A 22,231-nucleotide genomic window follows, 5' to 3' on the forward strand; every position below is an offset into this window, starting at 1 on the left:
TGCCGTCCGCTGCTTGGCTTAGCTGCGGGCAGTCACGCTGTCCTCCGCCGAGTAAAGATAGGCCGTAGAGTCGGTCTCGACGTTCGGGTAAAGATCATTGATATGAGCCATGACCATCCGTACGCAGCCCGAACTTGCGCGGCCACCGATACTCCGTGGGCTCGGAGTGCCATGGATGCGCAAAAGGGTATCGCGATCCCCGACGTAGAGATACAGCGCCCTCGATCCAAGCGCGTTTTCCGGTCCCGGTTCCATGCCATCGGCAATGTCAGCATAAAGTTCGGGGTCGCGATTGATCATGCTCTGTGTCGGTTGCCAGTGCGGCCACCTGACCTTGCGCTTGATGGTATAGACACCCGGCTCGTAGAGGTTCCCCCGCGCGATGGCCACGCCGTAGCGCATCGCGGTTCCACCCTCTTCAATGTGGTAAAGATATCGTGCGACCGCGTCGACATGGATATCTCCCGGCACGAGACCGGCCTTCGCGACCACACGTTGCGGTAGGAACCGCGGGTGCAATCCCCATGGGTTGGAAGTCTCGGCAACATAACCCTGAGGCGTCACCTGTGCGTCCCATTCAGCCTTCTGAGCCTCGGTGGGCCAAGTGTCGGCAAAAGCCATACCGGGACCGGTCACCGAAAAAAGCGCCGTTGTTGTCTGAATGAAGTGTCGTCTTGTCAGCATTTCGTACCCTTTCGGTTCTCACCGGCGATTGATGGCAAGAACGGTATGTGTTCTCCTTGAACAGATAGGACTTCTAGTGGCTAGAGGTTCAAGGGCAAATCTTCGTAAGTAAACATGCGATCCTTGCAGTTTCCAGTTTGCTAGGGAGGAGAAAACTGCTCGCACGATACCTGGTCCGAAGTTGCGCAGCGACAATTCGTTAAGTCGCAGATTGTCTGGAAATTTAGGCACAGCGGCTTCGATATCGCGACCATGAGATCGGGAACGTCACGGCACAGGGAACTTACGCCACTCGCAAATGCTACGATGCCATCTCTGGCTCCGGCTCTCATTCCGTTATTTCGCCCCGTTACAACCTTCACCCACTGGAGCTTCAAGCGATCAATTGTCACAAAAACGTGAGACGAATGGCTAACGAACGCTTTGGGCTGGAAAAGCCTTGTCGCATTCGAACGGAAAGTGGCTTAAACGATCATCTGGGGCGGCACTAAAGCGTGCCAGGTCAAGCCGGTGTCAGCCTCGACAAATGACCTATATTAGGTCAGCTTTCCACATGCGATACCTCCCGTGCCCCGTCACCTCGCGGATCAAACCGCTTGCCTCCATCCATGCGAGATTGCGCTGAACGGCGGCGCGGCTGGCTCCGGTCATGGCCTCAGCCATCGGGGCGGAGACCAAGGGCCATTCCGTGAAAACCTTTCGCAAGGCAACCGGCGTGCGGCCAGATAATTGCGCCATGACGTTTTCTGCCCGCCCGATCCACACTTCAATATCATCAAGTGTTCGCATCGCCGTTAGAATTGCGCTGTTCATCCCATCCAACCAGCGGGCCAAACGCTCGGGTGGCAAGCCCGAAACGCGCAGCCCCCCGGCCCCGGCCATAGCGAGCGGCGCGAAGATGGCACCGCTTCCATCGCTGGTCGCGATCCTGGACGCGGTGACGGCAGCTTCGATCTGGTCGCCGTGGCGTCCGAGGCCCGCCAAGCTCCACAGGTGATACCCCATGCACGCCCGCGTGATCGGGTGGAGACCCTTTGCGGCTGCCATGACGTCCAGCCACCCACCCGCGCGATCCTCGAAACGCTCAGCGCTGTCTTCAATGTTCTCGGGATCGCGGCGATCCAGGAAGGCGGCCAAGTCAGCTTTCGGTCCAGGACCGCCTGTTAGGCGCCGAACAGCCCATCCAACTCTTGCCAGTGCATTTGGGTCATCCTGTGCACCTGACAGCCGCATCGATATCCAGAGCGCCAGACGATCAGAACTCACCCGATCCCCTGCGAACCAGCTGAGATCCGCTGCCTCGATAAGAGCGAGGCGATGCCGCCAGCCTTCCGGGCCACGCAGCAGCCGGTCATCCAGAGCTCCCAGGCGTCCAGCCACTCTTGCCAGTCGCGCAGCGTGAACGCCTTCTGCTTTTGCCCAGTCTTCGACGACAGCAGTGTCGGGCGGTTCCGCCCGTGGCCCTGGAGGCAAATCATCCGGTTCTTCTTCAAGTGACCTAGGTAGAAACCAGAGCTCGTCTTCGTGAGCCTCTTCATCCTCCTCGATGGTGATAAGGGGGTCGTCGTAATCATCAGTCAAAGAAGAGGCTTGCGTCACCATGTGTGCAAAATACTGATTTTTTGCACATTGCCCAGGCGTTTTCGTGGCCGCTGCCTGCGCCCTTTATATAGTACGAGCGCGCGACTGCAGGTGAAACCTCTCAGATCGCTTTCAGCGCAAGGAAACCAAAGGTTTTTGGACGAGCACGACGAGAGAGCACCTACTTGCATTTGTTTACAAACGGTCGTTTATTAGCAATATATTAAATTGCAAACGGCCCGGTTTCATGCCCCTGATTGGCTATGCGCGCGTCTCCACCGAGGATCAGACCCCCCTGCCCCAGTCTGAGGCACTGCAGTCTGCGGGATGCGCCGAGATCTTTGAAGAGCACGCCTCGGGCGGCAATCGCGCGCGGCCCGTGCTTGCACGTGTGCTGGAGCGGATTGGCAAGGGCGACACGTTGGTCGTCGTGCGGATCGACCGGCTTGCGCGGTCTTTGTCGCACCTACTTGAGGTGATCGAAAGACTGGAGGGCAAGGGGGCGTTCTTCCGCTCGCTCCAGGACCCGATCGACACTGCCTCGCCCCAGGGCAAGTTCACGTTGCAGGTTCTGGGCGCTGCGGCTGAGTTCGAACGCGCCCTGATCCGCGAGCGTACCAAAGCCGGACTTGCCTCGGCACGCTCAAAGGGCCGCGTCGGCGGCAACCCAGGTCTTCGCGCCAAGGACCCTGAAACGCTGCGCAAGGTGCGGCTGGCGCGACAGGACGGCTACATGGAGCGCTTGAACGAAACTGCGCAGGATTGGGTGCCCCATGTGCGCCGTTTGCGCCCCGATATGGCTTGGGAAGACGTCCTGCGGATCATCAATGGCCCCCTGCCCCATGATCGGCGCTGGACGCAAAGCCGCCTGCTCCGCGCCGTGAAGGCATACGTGGCGGACGGATTCCTGCCTGCTGAAGTGCTTGGACGCGCTGGACGTCGCGAAACCGACGATCGCCTGCCTGCGATTGTCGCCGCAATCAAAGGTGCTGACCCGGAGATCACCTTGCAGGCAATCTGCGACCGACTCGAATCCATGCGTGAGCGCACCCCTCGCGGTCGAACCAGCTGGCAGCCTTCCTCAGTCAGAATGCTGCTGGAGCGTGCAGAGCGCCTCGGCCTTTTGTAGGCGCTAATGGTCGGCAAACCACCCTGTTCGCTCGGCCCAAATCTTCCAGAATCATCGCCTCAATTGGACGAAAACCACGTAAATATCCAACAATGCCTTGGGGTTAGTTCGCGCGAGCAGAAAATATCTCGAAGGGTGTCGGCTTCGCCAGACACGGTCTTTATCGTTGGTAATCAATGCGTTATCTAGCGTAAGCCCCGCGCGACCAAATTGGTGCCGTGGATAACTTTTCCACTACATCTAGATTATTCTTGCCGGACTCAGATGTTCGTGGCATCTCCATTCTGACGGCAAAACGCGTCAGACGTGGCTTCGACCGTCAGAACGACAAAGAGCCTTAGCAAAGGCCATGAGAGGCGGCAGAACATGGATGATCGAAATACGGGCTACGCGCAAGGCATAGGCTCTTCCGACATCGGAGCATTTGCAGACAGTCTTGCTGAGTCGCTTGACCGGCAGATGAAAGTTGCGTTCGAGCCAGAAGAACGCAAGTCCTTGCGCCGCTTCAGCTCAACCGAGGTCGCCGAGTTGCTGCGCGTTAGTACGTCGAACCTGCGCAACCGCCACAAAGATGGCAGCTTCCCAGAAGTTCACACTGACGGTCGCGGTCATAGGTTCTACACGGCCGAAGAAGTTGACGACCTCCGCAACATTTTGGCGCGGACAGGCAAAAATGCTGACGCGTACAGACCTGGCCGCCGAGACGGTGACCGTCTTCAGGTCATTTCGGTCGTGAATTTCAAAGGCGGCAGCTCGAAGACAACAGCGACGATCCATTTGGCACACAGGTATGCCCTGCGTGGCTACCGCGTGCTTGTGCTGGACCTCGACCCGCAGGCCAGTTTGACGACATTTTTCGGCTTCCGGCCTGAGCTCGAATTCGCCGAAGGCGGCACAATCTACGACGCATTGAGATACGATGATCAGGTTCCGCTCTCGGAGGTCATCCAGAAAACATACTTCCACAAGCTCGACATGGTCCCGGCTGGCTTGATGTTGTCCGAGTACGAAACCGAGACAGCGAATGCCCTTGCGCGCAGGGTTCAGCCGATTTTTGCAGAGCGTCTTGCTCTGGCGCTAGAGGAAGTCGACTCAGACTATGACATCGTGCTGATCGATTGCCCTCCGCAGTTGGGCTTCCTGACATTGACAGCATTGGCAGCGTCCACGGGCTTACTTGTGACGGTCGTCCCCGGCATGCTCGACATCGCTTCGATGAGCCAGTTCCTCAAACTCGCTTCGGAAACGGTCAAAGCCGTCGAAGAGGCGATTGGACGACATGTCACTTGGGACTTCGTAAAGTTCCTGATCACACGCTACGAGCCGTCGGACGGACCACAAACGCAAATGGCCGGGTACCTACGTTCAATCCTTGCGGGCCAAGTCATGACTGAACCGATGCTGAAGTCGACAGCCATTTCTGACGCCGGCATGACTCAGCAAACCATCTATGAGGTAGACCCGAGCCAGCTCATTCGGAAGACCATTGATCGGGCTTTGACCAGCGTGAACAGCGTTGCCGATGAGCTGGAGCAGACAATCCAAATGGCATGGGGGCGTCGCTGATGGCTCGAAATATCTTCAACCAGCCACCGAAAGACGAGAAAGCGTCGGCAGCCCCCTCCCCTGCCCCGGTCAAATCCTCGAAGCTACCTGGCTCGGTCGGCGGATTGCGGGACTCTCTCCGGGAAATCACCGCCAACTCAATCCGAGATATCGAACCCGACCGGATCGATATGGATGGCCTCCGGGATCGCCTGATCCTAGAAGATAGTAGCATTGAAGATCTCGCCGAAAGCATTCGCAAGCATGGTCAGCAAGTGCCGATCATGGTTCGCCCCTCTGACCAACCGGATCGATACCGCATCATCTACGGGCGTCGCAGACTTGCAGCCATTCGAAGAGTTGGTGGAACCGTCAAAGCGATCGTTCGAACGCTCGATGATGATGCTTCTCTGATCGCGCAAGGTCAGGAAAACAACCTGCGGCTGGATCCGTCCTTCATTGAAAAATCTCTTTTTATCAAAGAGATGCAGGAGGCCGGTTACAAGCCTGGCGTCATTCAGGACGCCTTAGGCCTCACCCGACAAGGTGTGTCGAACCATCGTGTAGTCATCGAGCAGCTGCCTGACGAACTTGTCCGGCTTATCGGCCCGGCTCATGGCGTAGGTCGACGCCAATGGGGTGATCTTGCTGCACTTTCAGAGAAGGTTCCGCTTGTCGACATTGCGCGTGAGACACTTGCCTCTCTGCCTGACACCACTCCAAGCTCGGACAAGTTTCAAGCCGTCTATGTTGCTTGCTCCAGCAAGGCGCGTGGCGCGGCCGACCAAAGCGCCCGTGGCCAAACGACCGTGGTAAAGGACAATAGTGGTAGCCCTGTCGGCACACTTTCAGTCGATGGCAAGTCGATCGCTATCAAGATCACCCGCAAGGACAACCCGGAATTCGGCCAATGGCTCGAAGAGCGCGCGGAAACCACGCTGCGACAGCTTTTTGAACAATGGCAGAATGAGAGAGGCTCGGGGAGCTGATCCCCGGTCATAACCAAAAACACGAGCAGAGGAGAAAGGCGAAGACCAAAAAGAAAAGAGCCCCCCAAGGTTTCCCCCGGAGAGCCCTCATCATCTGATTAGCACCTGTGATGTAGCAATCTCCGACATACCGGTCAAGAGTCACCGATTCGGTGGACGTCTTTTTGTTGCCTTTTCTCGCCAAAAACAGCGGGAAGAGCCGGGGAAGTTGTGGGCCGCAACGGTCGTCGTTCAACAAACATGGCATTCACAAAGCTTTCCGTTCAGACCTTTGGCGTCGGCAAGGGCTCCCCCGCCACGTCAGCACCTGAAACCGACATCTGGGCAGTCTTCCGCGCGCTCAGAGATACTCGCAGCCTGTTCGGTCTCCGTCCAGGACATGTTCAAACGCTCCAAGCGATGCTGAGCTTTCTCAAGCCTGGGCATGGAGACACAGTCTTCGCTTCCAACGACGAGATCTGCCGTCGAGTTGGCGGGATCGATGAACGAACCCTCCGTAGGCACATCGATCGCTTTGTTGAACTCGGTTTCATGAAGCGCCACGACAGCCCAAATCGCAAGAGATACCGAGTGAAGTCCTCCGAGGGTCAGTCCATTAGCTATGGGTTGTCGCTGGCTCCGTTGCTCGCGCGTGCCGGCGAACTATTTGCGACAGCCCAAGCGATGGAAAGCGCTCGTCGGGATCGCGTGTTTTTGCGAAAGCAAATCCTAACCAAACTTGCTCAGATCGACGAAGCTGACCCCGAGAATGAACTCACTCATCAGGTACGCCGAGTTCTTCGAAGGAAGCTCTCGATCGCGGAGTATCGTACTTTGCTCGGCGAACTGGAGGCTCAATGCAAACAGATGTCCACCGCGGTGGACGCACCAGAAACAATGAAACTGCCCGCCAATGACGGGCAAACTGTCCGCCACCATTCTAAGTCTAAAAAAGAACAAAAAGATTTAGAAAGCGGGACCAACAGCCAAACACCTCCCCTGCAAACGCTCACAACAGTTTGTGACCAGGCTACATCGTTCGCAACGAACTCTCTTAGGAACTGGCACGATGTCGAAAGCCACGCGAGAACGCTCGCTCCAATGATGGGAATCCACGAAAGCACCTTCGAAAAGGCTGCTAAGAAGATAGGCTCTCAAAAAGCATCATGCGCCATCTTCATAATTCTCCAGATGAGCAATCGCATCCGAGACTTTGGAGCGTATTTCCACAGCATCACGCTCGGTCGCAGAGAAACTGACTTCAACCCATCACTGTTGTTGGAGAGGCTTTCTCGTTCTGGGACAGCAACTGCGTGATGTCCACCGCGGTGGACATGTTGAGAGGTAGAGATGGGCTGTGAAAGGGGTGACGGGAAGTGAGATCGGGAGAGTGGCTTCCGGCGCCCGTCGCGGAGAAGATCTGATGGCCAAATCTGCCCAGAAAGTCACCCTGTCCCCGTCCCGGGACATAACCTTCGACAAGCTCGTGCTGAGCCAGTCCAACGTCCGGCGCATCAAGGCCGGTATCTCGGTGGAGGAACTGGCCGAAGACATCGCCCGCCGTGGGTTGCTGCAGAGCCTGAGCGTTCGGCCCGTTCTGGCGGATGATGGGACCGAGACCGGCAAGTTCGAAATCCCCGCTGGCGGCCGACGCTTCCAGGCCCTGTCTCTCCTGGTGAAGCAGAAACGCCTGGCCAAGACCACGCCCATTCCCTGCATCGTGCTGGATGCCAATTCCACCATCCTCGCCGCAGACGTCTCGCTCGCTGAGAACATGCAGCGTGCAGCCCTGCATCCGCTCGACCAGTTCCGCGCCTTCGTGGCGTTGCGGGAGAAGGGTCAAGGCGATGAAGAGATCGCAGCCGCCTTCTTCGTCACGCCGCAGGTGGTGAAACAGCGCCTGAAACTCGCCGCCGTGGCCCCTGCCCTGCTCGAACTCTACGCCGAGGACGAGATGACGCTGGAACAGCTGATGGCCTTCACGGTCAATCCGGATCATGAGCGCCAGGTTCAGGTCTGGGAGGCGATCCGGTCATCCTGGAACAAGGAGCCCTATCAGATCCGGCGGATGCTGACGGAAACCTCTGTGCGGGCTTCTGACCGTCGTGCCGTCTTTGTTGGCGTCGAGGCCTATGAGGCTGCTGGTGGCACCTTGTTGCATGACCTCTTCCAAGGCGATGACGGCGGCTGGCTGGAAGACCCTGCCCTGTTGGATCGTCTCGTCAGCGAGAAGCTTCAGGCCGAAGCCGAAGCGATCGCGACCGAAGGTTGGAAATGGATCGAGGTCTCGCTCGACCTGCCCTATGGCTACAGCCACGGTTTGCGGCGGCTGAGCGGAGACCCGGCGCCGATGACGGATGACGAAGGCGCGGCCCATGCCAAGCTGCTTGCCGAGTACCGGGCGCTCGAGGAGGAATACGAGGGCCAGGATGAATTCCCTGAAGAGATCGACGCGCGTCTTGGCGACTTGGAAGTCGCGATGGAGAAGCTCGAGGCTCGGCCGCTGATCTTCGTCGCGGAGGACATCGCGCGGGCAGGGGCTTTCGTCACGCTTGATCGCGATGGCGAGCTTGCAGTTTATCGGGGCTTTGTCCGGCCCGAGGATGAACCTCGGCAAGATGCCGACGTCCACAGCGGTGAACAGGCGGCAGACGGGCAGGGCGTTGAGCTTTCAACGGGGAGCAAAGTGGATGGTATCGGCCATGGCACGGTGATCACCTCTGCTGTTCAAGTGCTTGGCGCGAACATGCCCGACGACGAGGACGATGGTGCGTTTAAACCGTTGCCCGAGCGTCTGATCATGGAGTTGACGGCGCATCGGACATTGGCACTGCGCGAAGCTGTCGGGCGCTCCCCCGACGTCGCGTTGACGCTGCTGCTCCTGAAGCTCGTGGGGGCACCGTAAAGTTAATGCGATTGCCCGTGTAAAATGTGACATAGCGGTATGACCGACGCTCGCCTCTATCGCCGCCACCGTTTCCCGCCCGACGTGATTGCCCATGCTGTCTGGCTGTATTTCCGTTTCCCCCTGAGCCTGCGGATGGTTGAAGACCTTCTGGCCGAGCGCGGTATTATCGTGTCGCACCAGACGGTGCGGGCATGGGCCGAAAAATTCGGGCGGGAATTCGCGAAGACAATCCGTCGCCGTTCGGCTGGCAAACTCGGCGACAAGTGGCATCTGGAAGAAGTTGTCATCTCAATCGGGGGCCGCAAGCACTGGCTTTGGCGGGCCGTCGATCAGGAGGGCTTCGTGCTGGATGTGCTGGTTCAAGCCCGCCGCGACCGGCGGGCTGCCCTGCGCCTGATGCGCAGGCTCTTGACACGACAGGGCCATCCGCCACGGGTTCTGGTCACTGACAAACTTCGCTCATACCCGGCGGCGAAGCGCCAGATCATGCCGGGGGTCGAGCATCGCTCACACAAGGGTTTGAATAACCGGGCTGAAAACTCACACCAATCGACCCGAAGGCGCGAGCGCGTTATGAAACGCTTCAAATCCGCCCGGCAATTACAGCGCTTCGCTTCCATCCATGACCCAATTGCCAACTTGTTTCACCTGCCTCGCCACAAAATGACATCCGCAGATTTTCGCGAACTTCGTGCCGCCGCCATGGAGGCGTGGCGCGACATCGCTCGACTCGAAGCCGCATGAACACCGCAGCCGGTCCAGTTTTTGTGCTTGGCCGGTTAAATTTACGGTGCCGCACTCCCTGCTAAAGTTTGCGACAGAACCGGTTCACCAAGGTGTCGACCGAGCGCAAGCTGAAGGAAGGTTGCCAACTTGCCTTTCCAGTGCGCATGCTATACGTCATTGACACATACACCTCGAAAACCTATATGGAACTGACGATGACACGATTGCAAACAGTGGTCGAACTGCCCGAATTTCAGAGGCGCGCCAAGGCAATGATGTCGGACCAGGAGCGCGAGGCTGCGATCAGCTTCATTGCCGCCAATCCGGAAGCGGGCATCTCTCTTGGTGGCGGATTGCGAAAGGTCCGTATCCCGAGAGAGGGGGGCGGAAAAAGCGGCGGCTTCAGGACGGTGTATGTCTTTGGCGGGACCCATATGCCGATTTTCCTGATTACGGTCTTTGCCAAGAATGAGAAAGCCAACCTGTCAAAGGCCGAACAGGCCGCGGCAGTAGAGATGAGCAAGGCGCTTGTCGCTAAATATGGAGACGCAACATGAGTGCATTCGAATCCATCACCAAGGGGCTGGAAGAAGCGCTGGCCTTCACAGATGGCGACTTGGCCAGCGTGAAGGTCCATGAAGTTTCCGTTGCTGAGGTCGATGTCGCCGAAGTTCGGCAACGGACAGGCCTGTCCCAAGCGGAGTTCGCCAAGAGCATTGGCGTCGCGAAAGGCACGCTGCTGAACTGGGAACACGGGCGTCGACACCCGACAGGCCCGGCACAGGTTCTGCTGGCACTGATCGCAAAGAAGCCTTCTGTCGTACAGGATCTATTACGCGGCACGTGAACCGGGGCCTAAGCCCCGATTTTCTTGATGCGGATTCCAAGCTTGCGGGCATTGTCGACGATGTTATCGGTGATGCCCGAACCGTGGGTGGCGATCAGACCCTGCGGCATGGTCTCGAGCAGCTTGTCGTTGCGCTTGAACGGGGCGACCTCACCGTGGCTCTTCCAGTCGGGTTTGAATACCACTTGGGTGACACCACGGGTATCAGGCCAACGGGCCGCGATCATTTCTGCACCTTTGGGCGTGCCGCCATGGAGCAACCATGTCGGGGTATTTCGCATGGGTGGCATCGAGGACGGACCAGATCAGATCGTAGGCCTGATAATCCCCGCCCGAGAAAGCAATCCGCGTGCCTTCAGTGCAGTGCACCTCGGTCTCTTTGCGGCGCTTGGCCGAGAGATAGGTCCGGCTGTCTGTCCACCACGGCGGAGGTGAGACCCCGATGCGAGACCTTGGATCCGGTGCGGGGCAGCCAAGGTGAACCCGTGGCGGCCGCGAAGTGGTACACAGCCAGATCGCGCATCTGCTCGAAGGCATCGCGATGGTCCCGGAGCTTCAGCCCGATCATCTGGAGGCGCTCGAGCTCGACCGAGGCGACCTCGGAGCCGTCCTGGATGGCCAGACTTTCCCGGACTTCGAATTCATTGTCGTCGAGGAGCTTCTGGACATGGATCAGCCGGCGATGGAAGATCGAGGTGAGGGACCAGAGCATCTCTTCGAGATTGTCTTCCAACTGGCTGCCAGTGAGGAGGCCGGTGGTGGTGTCAAAGAGCGTCGCCATGGCGAGATCGACCTCGTCGGGCTGGGGCTGGGGGCGAAGATCGGTCTCGCCGGGGCCGGGCGTTGCGCCATGAAGTGCGAGATGGTCGAGGATGGCGGACGTCAAGCCGGTTTCCTCTTGGATGTCTGTCTGATGGGGCATTGTCTGGCTCCTCTGTTTGATCTGACCCGATTTGGATGGGGAGATACCAAGACCAGCTGCGACCTGGCTGCATCCTTCAGGATCGGAGCGAAGCGTCACATTGCTGCCCGGGCGAGGAGCACTCTGCTCCGGTCCGCCGGTCCATCGCTCCCTTTTCCAAACGGGATCAGATCGAACCTGCGGAACAACTGCCCTGCCGGACCTAGTTGAGAAAGTTACCGAAGTCCTGAGCCTAATGCATCATGCCTGACGAGCCGGTACCCGGCTCGTCAGGTCCAGCGGGCAGAGCGTGAATACGCCGACGGATCAAGTCTAGTCGGCTGCCTCTGACGGGATTTCCAAGAGCAACTTGCGGATTTCGGTCACCTGCGCCTCGGCCGAAATCCAGTTGTTGGCCTGCGCCGACAGGGCCTGCTCGATCCGCAATTGGCGGCTTTCTATGGCGTCGAGGCGTAGCAAGATCGCCTCGGCCAATGCTGTTTGGCGTTCCAGTAATTGCCGTTCCATCGGGGACAGGTTGGGGGCGAGGGGCATCAGGTATCCTTTGAATTTGCAGGGGGCGGTCGAGCCGCAAGGAGGGGATTTGCAGCGGAGTGAACGGGCCGGACATCCAATTGCGCAGGGTCAGAGCCAAACGAGGCCAGCGCATCAGGCCGAAACGGCTGCGGTTGAAATCTGCCCGTTTTTGCCAAAGCGTGGGCAGGCTCTGGATGGAGTTGCGGATTTGGTTAAACCGCTTCTGGATAATGATTTCCTTGGCCCCGCCTTGCGGGATCAGCGCAGGTAAATCGGTAAACGTCTCTTCAAAGATCGGGCCTGTCAGACGCATGCGTTGGTTCGCTGGCGTATCCGGCCCGCCGATGGTGATGTGCTGCTTGCCCATGCTGTGCACGGGGTGACCGTTCGCGGTTAACCATTCCAGCAGGTCATCGCGGGACTGGATGGATTTGGCAAATACTGCCTCAACGATACCAGCAAGCAGAATGGTGCGCGGGGTTTGCGGAATGGGGGTGCCTTGGCGTTTGGCTTCTGCGTGCTCTTTGAGCTGCCAGTCAGGCAGATGCACCAATCGTTTCAGCAGGGGATTGCGCGGATCAGCCCAATCGAAGCGATGGTTTAGGGCATCCTCGACCGCCTCGCGCAGAGCTCGGTTGCCCGCGCCGGGCGGATCGGGGTTGTAGGCGCGGATTTTGCCGTCGGCGCGCAGCACCCAGCGGGGGATCAGTAGGTTAACCTCCATCCGGCCCGTGTGAGTATGCGTTGTGGCCAACACCGGCGGCCGGTTGGTGACAGGGATGCCCGCGAATGCAGCCTCTAGCCACATCGACAGGGCGTGGTTCACACGCTTCCGCTGGACAGCACACCCCGCATTGAAAGCCGCGACATCCACGTCTTTGGGTGCGAAGGACAGCACCGCGCTGCGGTAATTGTGCTGGCCTGGCGCCAGCCGTATCGCCGCGCGGATCAGGGTGGGATCACCCATCAGGATTTCGGGGGCGGGGGCGCGGTTAACCAGCTTGTTCGATTTCCGGACCGTGTGGTCGCACATGTACCCCACGGCGTCTTGTGACCCCGATGTCGCGTCCTTGCTATAGCGGGCGTGGGTGATCAGCATGTGTCACCCTCCAACCGATAGGCCCAAGGCAGCGCGGCCCTGCGAAAGCTGCGCTCGATCGCCAGAAGATCTGAATGCAAAACCAAGGCATCCGTTGGCGTAGCTTGCAGCAGTCGCGCAATCGCGGCCAGTTCTCGCTCTGCCTGTATCAGGGCCAGAATGGTCCCCGCCCGGTCCGCAGATGGACCACGCCGGCGATGAGCCGCGAGCAGGTATTGGCTGACAGAGAGGTCCGCTTGTTTCGCGGCCTCGGTGATTTCCAGCCGCTCTGACGGGGTCACATAGAGGACATCCCAACGGGTGCGCTTATCCTGATCCGGTTTTCTGGGGCGTGCCATTTATTCCTCCTGCCAGAGTTTTGCCCCCGCGGTCCGAGGCGTCTTGCTGAGAGGGTGACGAATAGTACCTGCACAGTCACGCATTGGACTTGCACAGTGCCGCACAGTGATCGCACATCATGACACAGTGGGTGAGTGCGAAATATTAATTCCGTACATTTATAATTTCTAATTAATAATTCGAAAATCTCGGGAGGGTGATGCTCACAGTGAGCGCCGCACAGTTGGCAAATCGCGGATTGCAGCTTTGGAATATTTCCACCGGGTGTATCGAAGGTGGCTGTTTTGCGAATTTCATTTATGAAATTATTGCGTAACGCAGATCTCCGCCAGTAACGCATTCCGCATTATTATTCATTTTCAACGTTATACTCGTCATCTGGCGTGATGGATGCCTTCCTTTGGTCTCTAAGAAAGAGTCAAATTATTTCTTATGTTCTATCTAAAAGATATTTTTGGACTCTTTCATAAATTGGAAGAATCATTGCGATGTGACGTGAGTGTTAGTGAAGGGTTTTAGAAATGAGTTTTCTCAGGGAAAGAATGCAGGAACGTCTTTCAGACACTCCCGCCAAGGATCGTCGCTCCCTTCTGGTTAAGGTAATAGAATGCCGTGCGGAAATTTGGCAATTTCGCCATAGAGAACTCAGCGTTGAAGAAATTGCGGAAATTCTTGCTGAAGAAGGGCTTCACATCTCTCCGAGGACCCTCTCCAATTATATTGGGGACATTGGCAAGGCAGAAAAAGCGCTGGCCGATGCTGGCAACGCCAACCCAACCGACGCCGAAATCCGCGCTGAAATCTGGCGGAAACCCACCAAATCCACGCCCCGCCCCAAACCGCGATCACCGCTTCCGACAGCCCGCCCGTTCTTGGGTGCGCCGGGCAGCATAATTTCTCATGCCACAACTTCACGAAAATCCGAAAACCAACTGTAACTACAGGAGTAACAAGTGTCTGTTTTCAACAATCATCTCATCCTAACGACCTCTGAGAAGGGCGGTTCGGGCAAGTCCACCGCCGCCATCGCTCTGGTTGATGCCCTGCGTTTCGAGGGCGTTCCCGTCGCGGCCTATGACGGCAACGTCGATGTCAGTTCCCTCTATGAAACGTTGGGAACGCGGGATGCCACGGGGCAGCTGACCGAGGCCCAAGACCCCTTGGTGGGTGCCTTTCCATATAGCGTCAGGGATGAATCCCGCACCGTGCTGGTCGATTGCTTGCGGCAGGGTTACCCTCATATGGTCCATGATATCGCGGGTGGCGGGTTGACCGACATGCAGCGGCTGTTCGGGGACAAGCCGGACTCCCTCTATCAGTTTGTTCGCTCCATTGCCCGTTTTGACACTTGCGCTGTGTTCGTCCATTTGTTGACGCCGGACATCAGCACAGTCGCGTCCGTGGCCAAGTACCTGGATATCACCGAAAACCTCGGCGATCTTGGCCATCACGTCCGGCACATCGCAATGCTGAATCTGCAAGGGAACCGGTCCGAGGCCCACTTCCCCCACTGGTACGGTTATACTGATGCCACGGGCGAGGAGAAGGGCGGTAAAACCCGTGCGCGGTTGCTGGCCGCTGGAGGCGCGGAAATGAATCTGCCCGCTATTGATGAGCGGACCATGGCACTGCTCAAGGCGCAGAAGGTTCCCTTCACTGTCGGGGCAAACATGCCGGAAATGTCGATCACCGACCAATCGCGCCTGTACAATTTCACTGAGGATTTCAGCAAGGAACTGACACACGAAATCCGCCAAATTCTGGGGCTGGCACAATGAAGCGGTTTCCCCCGACCAGAGTAGATGCCCTTTTGAAAAACTGGGGGCCGATGACGCGGGCTCAGATGGATCTGGTGTATCAGCGGATCCACAGCGCCGGGATCGACCCGAATGACCCTTTGGCGGTGCAGATCGCGGTGGGGGTGCTGCTGGAGACGAGTCTGGATCAAAGGCTGGATGAGATGGGCAAGCTATCGGACAGGATCGGCGTCGCCGCCTGCGAAGAATACCAGAAATTCCGCGTCATCCATCAGAGTGAGCAGCGCGAGTTTACGCGGCGCGTCACCGATACCGTCCGTGATACCCTGGCAGAGGACCTGCCCAGACTTGCCGCGCAGCACACCCTGCGCGTGGCGGGCAGGGTCGGGTTGGCCGTGGCATTGGCGGTGCCGGTGCTCTTTGGCTCGGGCTACTGGATCGGGGGCACTCATGCCAAAGCGGGGGCGGCGGAATATGCGGCCTTTGCCGCGCGCACTGATGCTGGCGAATGGGCGCAATTGCAGTCCGCGAACACAGATTTGGACTGGCTCTTGAAGCAGGTCTGCGTGACCGGTCAATCAGCCTATCACCCGCCGCAGGATGGCAGGCCCGCTTGGTGCCTTCTGCCCTTGTGGCTGGAGCCGCAGGAACAGGAACCACGCCCCTCTGCTTCTAACTGGGTAGCAATCCGGTGGGCTCGTCTGACGAGTGGAATCCAGTATTTCCTGAGCCATTCACTCGGCAGTTGACCAGATGGCCGCTGCCATTGACAGTGCGGGTATCGCGCAATGGTCGGATGCCCCAATGTCCTTAGACTTGCCAGAAATGATTGAGCATGTCTCAAAGGGGTGTCCGTGCCTGATGGAGACTTTCTTCGAAAGTCAATGTTTTCGTGATGAATCCGGATGATTTCATCAGGGGAAGGCTACCAAACTTCTGTTCTCGCAAAATTTCTTCTTCTTAAATCGTCAAGGCTACGGCTGCATGTTCTTGTTTTGTTCTTATATTGTCGCAAGTATGATCTGTGTTGCATTTGCTTCAAACGCTAGGCTGAAGATTTATATTTATACCTGATTATTACAAGTTTTTTAATATTCACGCTAAAGCGCTGTAACGCAACTGGACTAGGGGGGAGTGATTTGAGAAAAATCGAAAATTATCTCAAAAAAGCTAAGCCATACTTCTTGGCTGATGGTCAATGCATAAGGTGGAGCTTTGAGGAGTGGAATGGAACGTTTACATATGGGGTAAATATCGAAAAAGATTTCGGTGATTTTATAAGATACCGCAGATTTTACGTTTACAACTTCATGCCCACGCCAGAAAAACTTCGCACATCACCACCGGGTATGATTTACAACAGTGAACTTAAGCCTTTTTCTTTATTTAGTAGGTATGATATCAATAAAGATTTTGGACTTTTAAACAGAGACCTACTCTGGCCCAAAAGATTCATCATGGCAGATGTGACTTAAGATGGTTTGGTCCGCGCTCGTGCAAGCGTCTGCTGCAAGCGGTGTTAGGAGCTAGTACGAGTTGAGTGTTCGACTGGTACGCTGAGAGTCTTCATCTCGGCTCACTCAGGGGCTATGGCTCCACGGAGCAATGGACAGTTTGTTTCAGTAGCGTATCAACCGCCGCTTCTGACGCGATATCCTTTCCGAAGCTTTAAAGTGCGAAGATGGTTGAACACTGCACTCGCGGCCTCTGGTCGTTCGAACGTTTCCGTTCGAACCTGCCCACACGTTCCTATCCGTCCCCAATTCCTGACTAAGGACACCTCGCCGAAAAGCGTGGGTTCAAGTGACAGTGCATAGAACCGAGCCATGTTCCGGCTGGGGTCCGAGCGTGTCAGGTATAGAGGTGTAGGCATGTGTTTCATGCACTTGAGTATCGAGGGTTTTGCCGACCGCGGTCCAATTCAATTTCTGAATCTGTGGCGCGATCCAGATTCAAGTCCTTGATGAACCATCTCTACAAGTTCTAGGGGGATTGCCAACTTGTTTGCGGAGGGGTGCTTGGTTAGGCGTTGTGTATGAATACACCATCCTCCATGCCGCGCCTGAAAGGCTACCGTTTCCCTCGTGAAATCGTTGCATATGCCGTCTGGGTCTATCATCGCTTCGCGCTCAGCACGGCGGATGTCGAGGATCTTCTCGCCGATCGGGGTGTGACGGTCAGCCGGGAAACGATCCGAAAATGGGTGAACCGCTTTGGCCGTCACTTTGCCGATTGCATCAGGCGCGACAGACCGGTCGCGGGCGACAAATGGCACTTGGATGAGGTCATCATCCCAATCAACGGCAGAAAATACTGGCTTTGGCGGGCGGTCGACGCGAACGGCGACGTCCTTGATATTCTCGTTCAGCCACAGCGCAATGCCAATGCTGCAAGACGTTTTCTGGCAAGGCTGATCGACCGGTTCGGTGAACCCCGTGTCATCATTACGGACAAGTTGCGCAGTTATTTCAGGCCGATCCGGGACCTCGCACCGGGCGCAGATCATCGCGCACACAAGGGCTTGAACAACCGGATCGAAGGATCACACAGGCCAACACGGAAACGCGAGAAGTTGATGGGGCGGTTTAAATCTCCCCGGCAGGCACAAAGATTTCTGGCTGCCCATGATCAGATCAACACCGTTTTTCGCCCACGACGCTATCAACTCTCCGCCGTCTCATACCGCCACGCAAGGTCCGATGCTTTCGACCTCTGGAGAGGCTATGCTGCCGAAATGACCGCCTGACAGGCAGATGTCTCGCCTCTCTCAAACAGGTGAAAACAAGTTGGCAATCCCACTGGAGCGGTTTGCCACGCTGGCCGATGCCATGCAGGGGGCAATCGTTCACGCCGAAGATATCGCACCTGAAGACGCTTCGCGCATCCTGGCAATCCTCGATCGGGAGGGCCGCCTCGTTCTGGCCGGTGCTACCAATGATGGCGGCGTCGCATGGTGCCACCCGGTCTCGGATGCCGCCGAAGCCCGTGCCGTCGTGTCCGCGGCCAGCCAGACCCGCGCGCAGGCCATACGAGCGGCCGAGTGGCATGAACATGGCCTCGCGCGAAGGCTGCGGCACCACGCTGACCTTCTCGATGCCCGTCTTGTCGATCCGCTCTGGCGCGCCTTCGCGTCTCACGCCCTGCAGATCGCGGCGTGACGCCCGAGAGTCAGAGAAGGGCAGGGGAGGATATGAACCTACGAGGACGAGAGAGAGCCTGGGGTTCAGATCCATTCCCTCATTCCGGAGTTTCCAATGTCCAAGATCGAACCCACCCTGGTCGCGCCGATGGCGCCGTCCGGGATTGATTTCAACGCCGTGCTGGCTCGGCAGGCCGAGCGCGACGCGCGGATCGCAGCTTTGCGTCCGGCCAACAAGGAGCGCCTCTTCGATGGCCTGACTGCCGCGAGCATCACCCATGTGACCGTGAGCTTCGACGGCTATGGCGATAGCGGCCAGGTTGAAAGCATCGAAGCCTACGCTGGCGAGACCGAGGTTGCTTTCCCCAAGACCGAGATCGCCTATGCCGCGTTGACCTGGGGCGATCCGGAGGTCGAGATGCGGGCGCTTTCGCTCGAAGATGTCGTGGAGCAGCTGGCCTACGACTTGCTCTCCGACACCCATGGCGGTTGGGAAAACAATGACGGGGCCTACGGCGAATTCTGCTTCGACGCGAGCGCTCGCTCCATCCACCTCGAGTTCAACGAGCGCTTCACCTCGTCCGAACTCTATACCCACGATTTCTGAGGGGGCGGCAATGGCACATCCGTATCACCACGCCCTGTCCTCGGTGAAGAAATGGGACGGCACGGTCGACGACTACCTCGCCGTGCATTCCTGGTTCGACCAGAGCAAGGAGATCACAGCCGACTTTCGGCACCGGGCGTTGCGCCACCATGCCGAGGGCATCTTCATGGCCGAGACGATTTTCGGCCCGACCCTCACGCTCTCGACCGGGCGCGGCATCCCGACCCGCTGGGTCGGCGAGCAGCATGTTAAGGAGGACCTCGGCTTCATCCCGAGCTTCGCCGATTGGGTGAAGGCCATTCGGCCCGAGCCTTGGATGGGTCGGACCGAACGGATCGAGGCACAGGTCGATCCGCATCTCGTCTCGCCCGTGGTCGAGGTCACGTGACATGACCGATCCCACTTATCTAAGTCTTGGCTTGCCGCCGACCGCTTCGCCACTGGCAGTGGTTCGCGCGGCGGTCCGAGCGCTCCACCCCAACACGCGCGCACTGCGCGGCTTCCGGGCCGCACGCAAACGCTTCTACCGGCAGATGCTCTCCGCGCATGCCGCGCGACAGGCAGCGGACGACAAACCGACCGGCTGATCGCTCCCGGCCGACCCTTCCAATCCAGTACTCGGCCTTCTGGCCGGGTCTTCCCCATTCAGGAGGTCCCCATGGCGGATTACTTCACCCATTTCTCGTGCCTGATCGACGTCGGCAGCCCTGACAAGGCCGCCCGCGCGCTCGCGCTGTTTCAGGAACTACGCGCTGCGAATCAGGACGCTGACGACCCAGATGTCGCTGGCTTCGATCTCGTGCACCAGGATGCCCCCGAGGGCAGCAGCCTCTGGATCCATGACGACGAACACGGCGATGTCGAAGCCGTCATCCGCTTCGTCTTGCGGCTCGCCGAAGACCTCGACCTCACCGGCCTTTGGGGGTTTCAGTATGCTCTGACCTGCTCCCGGCCGCGGCTCGACGCCTTTGGCGGCGGTGCGCATGCCATCGATCTCGGCGCTCGTAAATCCATCGGCTGGTCCAGCAGCCAGGAATGGCTGGCCGCTGCGCTGAATGGGGAGGACGTCGATGCCTGAGATCATCTGCACCACCGTCTACCAGTTCCCCGAGCTCTCGGATGCCGCCAAGGAGAAGGCCCGCAACTGGTATCGCGACCTTGGACCCTACGACGAGTGGTGGGACGCGGTCTATGAGGATTTCGAGCGGGTCTGTGCGCTCCTCGGCATCCGCCTGAAGACGACCCCGGTCCGTCTGATGGGCGGCGGGACGCGGGCCAAGCCCTGCATCTGGTTTTCCGGCTTCTGGAGCCAGGGCGACGGGGCCTGTTTCGAAGGCTACTGGTCCCACGCCAAGGGCGCCGCCGCGCGCATTCGGGACTACGCGCCCACGGACGCGACGTTGCATGGCATCGCCGACCGCCTGCAGGCCATCCAGCGGCGAAACTTCTACCAACTCGCCGCCGAGGCCAGCCACCGTGGCCGCCACTACCATGAATATACCATGTCGGTGGACATCACGCGGGACAGCGCGACCTGGCAGCCGCCGACCGAGGATGCGGAAGAAGTCGTGACCGAGGCGCTGCGTGATTTGGCCCGCTGGCTTTACCGCCAGCTTGAGGCCGAATACGACCACCTCACCTCGGACGAGGCCATCGAGGAGGGGATCATCGTCAACGCGTATACGTTCACGGAAGGAGGGCGGCGGTTCGGGTAACAGAGATGAAAGCGCAAGGTTCATTTGATCTTTACAGTAAGTCCATATGGACTATATTGAAGTCAATGGAGGACGCCATGCACGTTGCAGAGAAAATCCGGGAACCCGCACAGATCAACGCCGTCGCGTTGAAAGCTTATGCACGCGTGGCCGATGCTTGGGGTCTCAGTCTCAAGGAAGCGGCTGGCCTTGCCGACATGTCAGAGAGCACGTGGAAGCGCGCCAAGAAGCCGGATTTCGCGGGAGAGCTCACCAAGGATCAACTGCTGCGGCTCAGCGCTGTAATTGGCATCTTCAAGTCGCTCGAACTCTACTTCTCGGAGCCTTTGGCAAGAAGCTGGTTCACCCGGCCGAACACCGGTCCGCTCTTTGGTGGCGGCCGACCAGTCGACACCGCCATCGACGGGGGCTTGCCGCAGATCCTCGCGGTTCGGACCTATCTTGATGCGTTGCGTGGTGGGGCATGAAGCATACCGAGATTTCCGATCGCGGTCTCGTTCGTCTCCTGCCTGCCACCTACCACAAGCCACCATCGCTGCGCGGTCTCGTCGATACCGATGACGAGATGGAGATATTGGCAGAGATCGAGGGCCTGACCAGTGGACGTCTACAGGCCGAACGCGGGCGCAACCCGCATCTGGACCCGCGCGAACTCGCTTGGCAACGCCGCAGCCGCGATCTGCGCATCTATGGAGACAGTCACGTCAATGCCGCCTTCACCTACACCCGCGCCGGCGGAAACCGCTTCAACACCGAGGAGCGCGGCGCGTGGTACTGTGCATGGGATGTGATGGTTTCTGTCAGCGAAGTGGCCTGGCACCGCACGCGTGAACTCGGCTTTATCGGCAGCTTCCATGACAGCGCCCGCTATGTGGAATTGCTAGCCGACTTCATCGGCGTCTTCGATGATATTTCCGATGAGGCAGGTCATCCGGCGCTGCATCCGGATCCGGCTGTCGGGTATCCCGAGGGCCAAAGCCTGGCACAGCATCTGCGTCGGGGCGGATCCAAGGGCCTGATTTACCCTTCGGTCCGGGCTCCTGCACCGGGCGGGAATTGCCTGGTCTGCTTCGAGCCCCACACAATTCAGAACGTCCGTCCGGGCGCGTCTTGGGATCTTGTGTGGGATGGGACACCACACTACTCGATTGCGGCTGTCGGCTGACAAGTTACAGCGCATGCGCTTTTGGGGGGCCGAAGAAATGAAACAGGCAAACGACAACAGCGTGGACGTCACGAACTTGAAGCCATGTGACCATCAGGCGTTCTTTGAGGCGTTGGATTCTCCACCCTTATCGACAGAGGCGCTACGGCCAGCATTTCATAGGCGGAAGGAAGCCTTGGTGGATTCGTGCGCTGACTCGCCATCCACCAACTGACACCCATCACTTATTCCCGTTGATCCACTTCGACATCAGCCCCTTGTCGCGGAAGCATTCGTCCGGAACGGCGCGCCGTTTGATCCGGGCGAGCTTCTCAGCGAAGGCCACCTGCCTGGAGGTGGGCAGCTGGTCCATGTCCGATACGGGCCTCAGCCGGGCCTGAGCCTCGATCCAGGCGCTCAAAGATCGCCGGTCTTGCTGAACCTCCCAGGGCAGGAGCGTCCGGTTGCGCAGGGCGAGCGACCGCGCATAGGCGATCTGCTTGGGCGTTACGTGTTGGATGTCACCGAGAACTGACCCAGCGGCGATATAAAATGTCACTGAGATTTGACCCATGTGGAACCTATCCCCTGACGAGATTTGTCGG

General features: G+C 58.3%; 28 protein-coding genes and 1 pseudogene. 21 read left to right on the forward strand and 8 right to left on the reverse strand.

Annotated elements, in window-relative coordinates; genetic code table 11:
* Positions 1 to 18: 18 nt before the first annotated feature.
* Both CLV74_RS20025 and CLV74_RS20030 read right to left on the reverse strand, forming a co-directional pair.
* Positions 19 to 684, reverse strand: coding sequence for a L,D-transpeptidase (locus CLV74_RS20025; protein WP_106268357.1), 666 nt, complete (start codon positions 682 to 684; stop codon positions 19 to 21).
* A gap of 531 nt (positions 685 to 1,215) precedes the next feature.
* Entirely contained in the window at positions 1,216 to 2,286 is a 1,071-nt protein-coding gene (locus CLV74_RS20030) for a hypothetical protein (RefSeq protein ID WP_106268359.1), read from the reverse strand.
* A 226-nt stretch (positions 2,287 to 2,512) separates the two neighbouring features.
* On the opposite strand from CLV74_RS20030, the gene CLV74_RS20035 reads away from it, so the two are divergent.
* From CLV74_RS20035 to CLV74_RS20070, 8 genes and pseudogenes are all read left to right on the forward strand, one after another.
* Positions 2,513 to 3,394, forward strand: coding sequence for a recombinase family protein (locus tag CLV74_RS20035; protein ID WP_072704174.1), 882 nt, complete (start codon positions 2,513 to 2,515; stop codon positions 3,392 to 3,394).
* Between the two features lie 366 nt (positions 3,395 to 3,760).
* Complete coding sequence (gene repA / locus CLV74_RS20040; RefSeq protein ID WP_028288490.1) at positions 3,761 to 4,960, forward strand: plasmid partitioning protein RepA; 1,200 nt, start codon at positions 3,761 to 3,763, stop codon at positions 4,958 to 4,960.
* Positions 4,960 to 5,928, forward strand: a complete 969-nt coding sequence (gene repB, locus CLV74_RS20045) for a plasmid partitioning protein RepB (protein WP_245888625.1) — start codon at positions 4,960 to 4,962, stop codon at positions 5,926 to 5,928. Before repA ends, repB begins: the two co-directional genes overlap by 1 nt.
* Positions 5,929 to 6,138: 210 nt before the next feature.
* Positions 6,139 to 7,224 carry a plasmid replication protein RepC gene (gene repC, locus CLV74_RS20050; protein ID WP_245888626.1) on the forward strand — a complete coding sequence of 362 codons (1,086 nt, stop codon included), beginning with the start codon at positions 6,139 to 6,141 and terminating at the stop codon, positions 7,222 to 7,224.
* A 106-nt stretch (positions 7,225 to 7,330) separates the two neighbouring features.
* Positions 7,331 to 8,800 (forward strand): annotated as a pseudogene (locus CLV74_RS20055) (ParB/RepB/Spo0J family partition protein); the annotation flags it as partial.
* A gap of 51 nt (positions 8,801 to 8,851) precedes the next feature.
* On the forward strand, positions 8,852 to 9,559 hold the full coding sequence (locus CLV74_RS20060) for an IS6 family transposase (RefSeq protein WP_072704184.1): 708 nt from the start codon (positions 8,852 to 8,854) through the stop codon (positions 9,557 to 9,559).
* 185 nt (positions 9,560 to 9,744) lie between these two features.
* Complete coding sequence (locus CLV74_RS20065) at positions 9,745 to 10,098, forward strand: type II toxin-antitoxin system RelE/ParE family toxin (RefSeq protein ID WP_245888627.1); 354 nt, start codon at positions 9,745 to 9,747, stop codon at positions 10,096 to 10,098.
* Positions 10,095 to 10,388: a helix-turn-helix domain-containing protein gene (locus CLV74_RS20070; RefSeq protein ID WP_072704187.1), complete on the forward strand. Its 294-nt coding sequence runs from the start codon at positions 10,095 to 10,097 to the stop codon at positions 10,386 to 10,388. The genes CLV74_RS20065 and CLV74_RS20070 overlap by 4 nt, the downstream gene beginning before the upstream one ends.
* An 8-nt stretch (positions 10,389 to 10,396) precedes the next feature.
* On the opposite strand, the gene CLV74_RS23250 is transcribed toward CLV74_RS20070, so the two are convergent.
* From CLV74_RS23250 to CLV74_RS20085, 4 genes are all read right to left on the reverse strand, one after another.
* Positions 10,397 to 10,669: an SLOG family protein gene (locus CLV74_RS23250; RefSeq protein WP_245888628.1), complete on the reverse strand. Its 273-nt coding sequence runs from the start codon at positions 10,667 to 10,669 to the stop codon at positions 10,397 to 10,399.
* A 74-nt stretch (positions 10,670 to 10,743) separates the two neighbouring features.
* The gene (locus CLV74_RS23255; RefSeq protein ID WP_072704191.1) at positions 10,744 to 11,310 is read right to left on the reverse strand and encodes a hypothetical protein; all 567 of its coding nucleotides are present in this window, start codon (positions 11,308 to 11,310) and stop codon (positions 10,744 to 10,746) included.
* 232 nt (positions 11,311 to 11,542) lie between these two features.
* Positions 11,543 to 12,925, reverse strand: coding sequence for a hypothetical protein (locus tag CLV74_RS20080; protein WP_072704194.1), 1,383 nt, complete (start codon positions 12,923 to 12,925; stop codon positions 11,543 to 11,545).
* Positions 12,919 to 13,263 carry a plasmid mobilization protein gene (locus tag CLV74_RS20085; protein WP_072704198.1) on the reverse strand — a complete coding sequence of 115 codons (345 nt, stop codon included), beginning with the start codon at positions 13,261 to 13,263 and terminating at the stop codon, positions 12,919 to 12,921. Before CLV74_RS20085 ends, CLV74_RS20080 begins: the two co-directional genes overlap by 7 nt.
* Before the next feature lie 543 nt (positions 13,264 to 13,806).
* Here CLV74_RS20085 and CLV74_RS22635 point away from each other — a divergent pair.
* The 4 genes from CLV74_RS22635 (at position 13,807) to CLV74_RS22640 (ending at position 16,496) form a co-directional block, all read left to right on the forward strand.
* Positions 13,807 to 14,202: a hypothetical protein gene (locus CLV74_RS22635; protein ID WP_072704214.1), complete on the forward strand. Its 396-nt coding sequence runs from the start codon at positions 13,807 to 13,809 to the stop codon at positions 14,200 to 14,202.
* Positions 14,203 to 14,217: 15 nt separating this feature from the next.
* On the forward strand, positions 14,218 to 15,042 hold the full coding sequence (locus tag CLV74_RS20090; protein ID WP_072704217.1) for a nucleotide-binding protein: 825 nt from the start codon (positions 14,218 to 14,220) through the stop codon (positions 15,040 to 15,042).
* Positions 15,043 to 15,107: 65 nt separating this feature from the next.
* On the forward strand, positions 15,108 to 15,770 hold the full coding sequence (locus CLV74_RS20095; protein ID WP_146134993.1) for a hypothetical protein: 663 nt from the start codon (positions 15,108 to 15,110) through the stop codon (positions 15,768 to 15,770).
* 390 nt (positions 15,771 to 16,160) lie between these two features.
* The gene (locus tag CLV74_RS22640; protein ID WP_146134994.1) at positions 16,161 to 16,496 is read left to right on the forward strand and encodes a hypothetical protein; all 336 of its coding nucleotides are present in this window, start codon (positions 16,161 to 16,163) and stop codon (positions 16,494 to 16,496) included.
* A 155-nt stretch (positions 16,497 to 16,651) separates the two neighbouring features.
* Here CLV74_RS22640 and CLV74_RS20100 read toward each other — a convergent pair whose 3' ends face one another.
* Positions 16,652 to 16,903: a WGR domain-containing protein gene (locus CLV74_RS20100; protein WP_106268363.1), complete on the reverse strand. Its 252-nt coding sequence runs from the start codon at positions 16,901 to 16,903 to the stop codon at positions 16,652 to 16,654.
* 153 nt (positions 16,904 to 17,056) lie between these two features.
* Here CLV74_RS20100 and CLV74_RS20105 point away from each other — a divergent pair, with 153 nt between their 5' ends.
* The 9 genes from CLV74_RS20105 (at position 17,057) to CLV74_RS20145 (ending at position 21,647) form a co-directional block, all read left to right on the forward strand.
* The gene (locus CLV74_RS20105; protein WP_106268365.1) at positions 17,057 to 17,767 is read left to right on the forward strand and encodes an IS6 family transposase; all 711 of its coding nucleotides are present in this window, start codon (positions 17,057 to 17,059) and stop codon (positions 17,765 to 17,767) included.
* A 7-nt stretch (positions 17,768 to 17,774) separates the two neighbouring features.
* Complete coding sequence (locus CLV74_RS20110) at positions 17,775 to 18,179, forward strand: DNA repair protein RadC (RefSeq protein ID WP_245888630.1); 405 nt, start codon at positions 17,775 to 17,777, stop codon at positions 18,177 to 18,179.
* A gap of 96 nt (positions 18,180 to 18,275) precedes the next feature.
* Positions 18,276 to 18,767, forward strand: a complete 492-nt coding sequence (locus tag CLV74_RS20115) for a DUF6878 family protein (RefSeq protein ID WP_072704091.1) — start codon at positions 18,276 to 18,278, stop codon at positions 18,765 to 18,767.
* Between the two features lie 10 nt (positions 18,768 to 18,777).
* Positions 18,778 to 19,155 (forward strand): DUF6915 family protein, encoded by a 378-nt coding sequence (locus CLV74_RS20120; protein WP_072704088.1) that lies wholly within the window; start codon positions 18,778 to 18,780, stop codon positions 19,153 to 19,155.
* 1 nt (position 19,156) lies between these two features.
* Complete coding sequence (locus CLV74_RS20125) at positions 19,157 to 19,354, forward strand: hypothetical protein (RefSeq protein ID WP_008335997.1); 198 nt, start codon at positions 19,157 to 19,159, stop codon at positions 19,352 to 19,354.
* Positions 19,355 to 19,425: 71 nt separating this feature from the next.
* Positions 19,426 to 19,845 (forward strand): hypothetical protein, encoded by a 420-nt coding sequence (locus CLV74_RS20130; protein WP_072704085.1) that lies wholly within the window; start codon positions 19,426 to 19,428, stop codon positions 19,843 to 19,845.
* Positions 19,838 to 20,482, forward strand: a complete 645-nt coding sequence (locus CLV74_RS20135) for an antitoxin of toxin-antitoxin stability system (protein WP_106268367.1) — start codon at positions 19,838 to 19,840, stop codon at positions 20,480 to 20,482. Before CLV74_RS20130 ends, CLV74_RS20135 begins: the two co-directional genes overlap by 8 nt.
* Positions 20,483 to 20,547: 65 nt before the next feature.
* Positions 20,548 to 20,949, forward strand: coding sequence for an MbcA/ParS/Xre antitoxin family protein (locus CLV74_RS20140; protein WP_072704097.1), 402 nt, complete (start codon positions 20,548 to 20,550; stop codon positions 20,947 to 20,949).
* Positions 20,946 to 21,647, forward strand: coding sequence for an RES family NAD+ phosphorylase (locus tag CLV74_RS20145; protein WP_072704079.1), 702 nt, complete (start codon positions 20,946 to 20,948; stop codon positions 21,645 to 21,647). Before CLV74_RS20140 ends, CLV74_RS20145 begins: the two co-directional genes overlap by 4 nt.
* Positions 21,648 to 21,867: 220 nt before the next feature.
* Here CLV74_RS20145 and CLV74_RS20150 read toward each other — a convergent pair whose 3' ends face one another.
* Positions 21,868 to 22,146: a hypothetical protein gene (locus CLV74_RS20150; protein WP_106268372.1), complete on the reverse strand. Its 279-nt coding sequence runs from the start codon at positions 22,144 to 22,146 to the stop codon at positions 21,868 to 21,870.
* Between the last annotated feature and the right edge of the window lie 85 nt (positions 22,147 to 22,231).

Origin of the sequence: Donghicola tyrosinivorans, assembly GCF_003003355.1 — a bacterium.
GTDB classification, from domain to species: Bacteria; Pseudomonadota; Alphaproteobacteria; order Rhodobacterales; family Rhodobacteraceae; genus Donghicola; species Donghicola tyrosinivorans.

Excerpts from the sequence above, each read along its gene's own strand:
- CLV74_RS20025 (WP_106268357.1), bottom strand. The coding sequence starts at position 684 with ATGCTGACAAGACGACACTTCATTCAGACAACAACGGCGCTTTTTTCG.
- CLV74_RS20030 (WP_106268359.1), bottom strand. The coding sequence starts at position 2,286 with ATGGTGACGCAAGCCTCTTCTTTGACTGATGATTACGACGACCCCCTT.
- CLV74_RS20035 (WP_072704174.1), top strand. The coding sequence starts at position 2,513 with ATGCCCCTGATTGGCTATGCGCGCGTCTCCACCGAGGATCAGACCCCC.
- repA (WP_028288490.1), top strand. The coding sequence starts at position 3,761 with ATGGATGATCGAAATACGGGCTACGCGCAAGGCATAGGCTCTTCCGAC.
- repB (WP_245888625.1), top strand. The coding sequence starts at position 4,960 with ATGGCTCGAAATATCTTCAACCAGCCACCGAAAGACGAGAAAGCGTCG.
- CLV74_RS20060 (WP_072704184.1), top strand. The coding sequence starts at position 8,852 with ATGACCGACGCTCGCCTCTATCGCCGCCACCGTTTCCCGCCCGACGTG.
- CLV74_RS20065 (WP_245888627.1), top strand. The coding sequence starts at position 9,745 with ATGGAACTGACGATGACACGATTGCAAACAGTGGTCGAACTGCCCGAA.
- CLV74_RS20070 (WP_072704187.1), top strand. The coding sequence starts at position 10,095 with ATGAGTGCATTCGAATCCATCACCAAGGGGCTGGAAGAAGCGCTGGCC.
- CLV74_RS23250 (WP_245888628.1), bottom strand. The coding sequence starts at position 10,669 with ATGCGAAATACCCCGACATGGTTGCTCCATGGCGGCACGCCCAAAGGT.
- CLV74_RS23255 (WP_072704191.1), bottom strand. The coding sequence starts at position 11,310 with ATGCCCCATCAGACAGACATCCAAGAGGAAACCGGCTTGACGTCCGCC.
- CLV74_RS20080 (WP_072704194.1), bottom strand. The coding sequence starts at position 12,925 with ATGCTGATCACCCACGCCCGCTATAGCAAGGACGCGACATCGGGGTCA.
- CLV74_RS20085 (WP_072704198.1), bottom strand. The coding sequence starts at position 13,263 with ATGGCACGCCCCAGAAAACCGGATCAGGATAAGCGCACCCGTTGGGAT.
- CLV74_RS22635 (WP_072704214.1), top strand. The coding sequence starts at position 13,807 with ATGCAGGAACGTCTTTCAGACACTCCCGCCAAGGATCGTCGCTCCCTT.
- CLV74_RS20095 (WP_146134993.1), top strand. The coding sequence starts at position 15,108 with ATGGATCTGGTGTATCAGCGGATCCACAGCGCCGGGATCGACCCGAAT.
- CLV74_RS20100 (WP_106268363.1), bottom strand. The coding sequence starts at position 16,903 with ATGAAACACATGCCTACACCTCTATACCTGACACGCTCGGACCCCAGC.
- CLV74_RS20105 (WP_106268365.1), top strand. The coding sequence starts at position 17,057 with ATGAATACACCATCCTCCATGCCGCGCCTGAAAGGCTACCGTTTCCCT.
- CLV74_RS20110 (WP_245888630.1), top strand. The coding sequence starts at position 17,775 with ATGTCTCGCCTCTCTCAAACAGGTGAAAACAAGTTGGCAATCCCACTG.
- CLV74_RS20115 (WP_072704091.1), top strand. The coding sequence starts at position 18,276 with ATGTCCAAGATCGAACCCACCCTGGTCGCGCCGATGGCGCCGTCCGGG.
- CLV74_RS20120 (WP_072704088.1), top strand. The coding sequence starts at position 18,778 with ATGGCACATCCGTATCACCACGCCCTGTCCTCGGTGAAGAAATGGGAC.
- CLV74_RS20125 (WP_008335997.1), top strand. The coding sequence starts at position 19,157 with ATGACCGATCCCACTTATCTAAGTCTTGGCTTGCCGCCGACCGCTTCG.
- CLV74_RS20130 (WP_072704085.1), top strand. The coding sequence starts at position 19,426 with ATGGCGGATTACTTCACCCATTTCTCGTGCCTGATCGACGTCGGCAGC.
- CLV74_RS20135 (WP_106268367.1), top strand. The coding sequence starts at position 19,838 with ATGCCTGAGATCATCTGCACCACCGTCTACCAGTTCCCCGAGCTCTCG.
- CLV74_RS20140 (WP_072704097.1), top strand. The coding sequence starts at position 20,548 with ATGGAGGACGCCATGCACGTTGCAGAGAAAATCCGGGAACCCGCACAG.
- CLV74_RS20145 (WP_072704079.1), top strand. The coding sequence starts at position 20,946 with ATGAAGCATACCGAGATTTCCGATCGCGGTCTCGTTCGTCTCCTGCCT.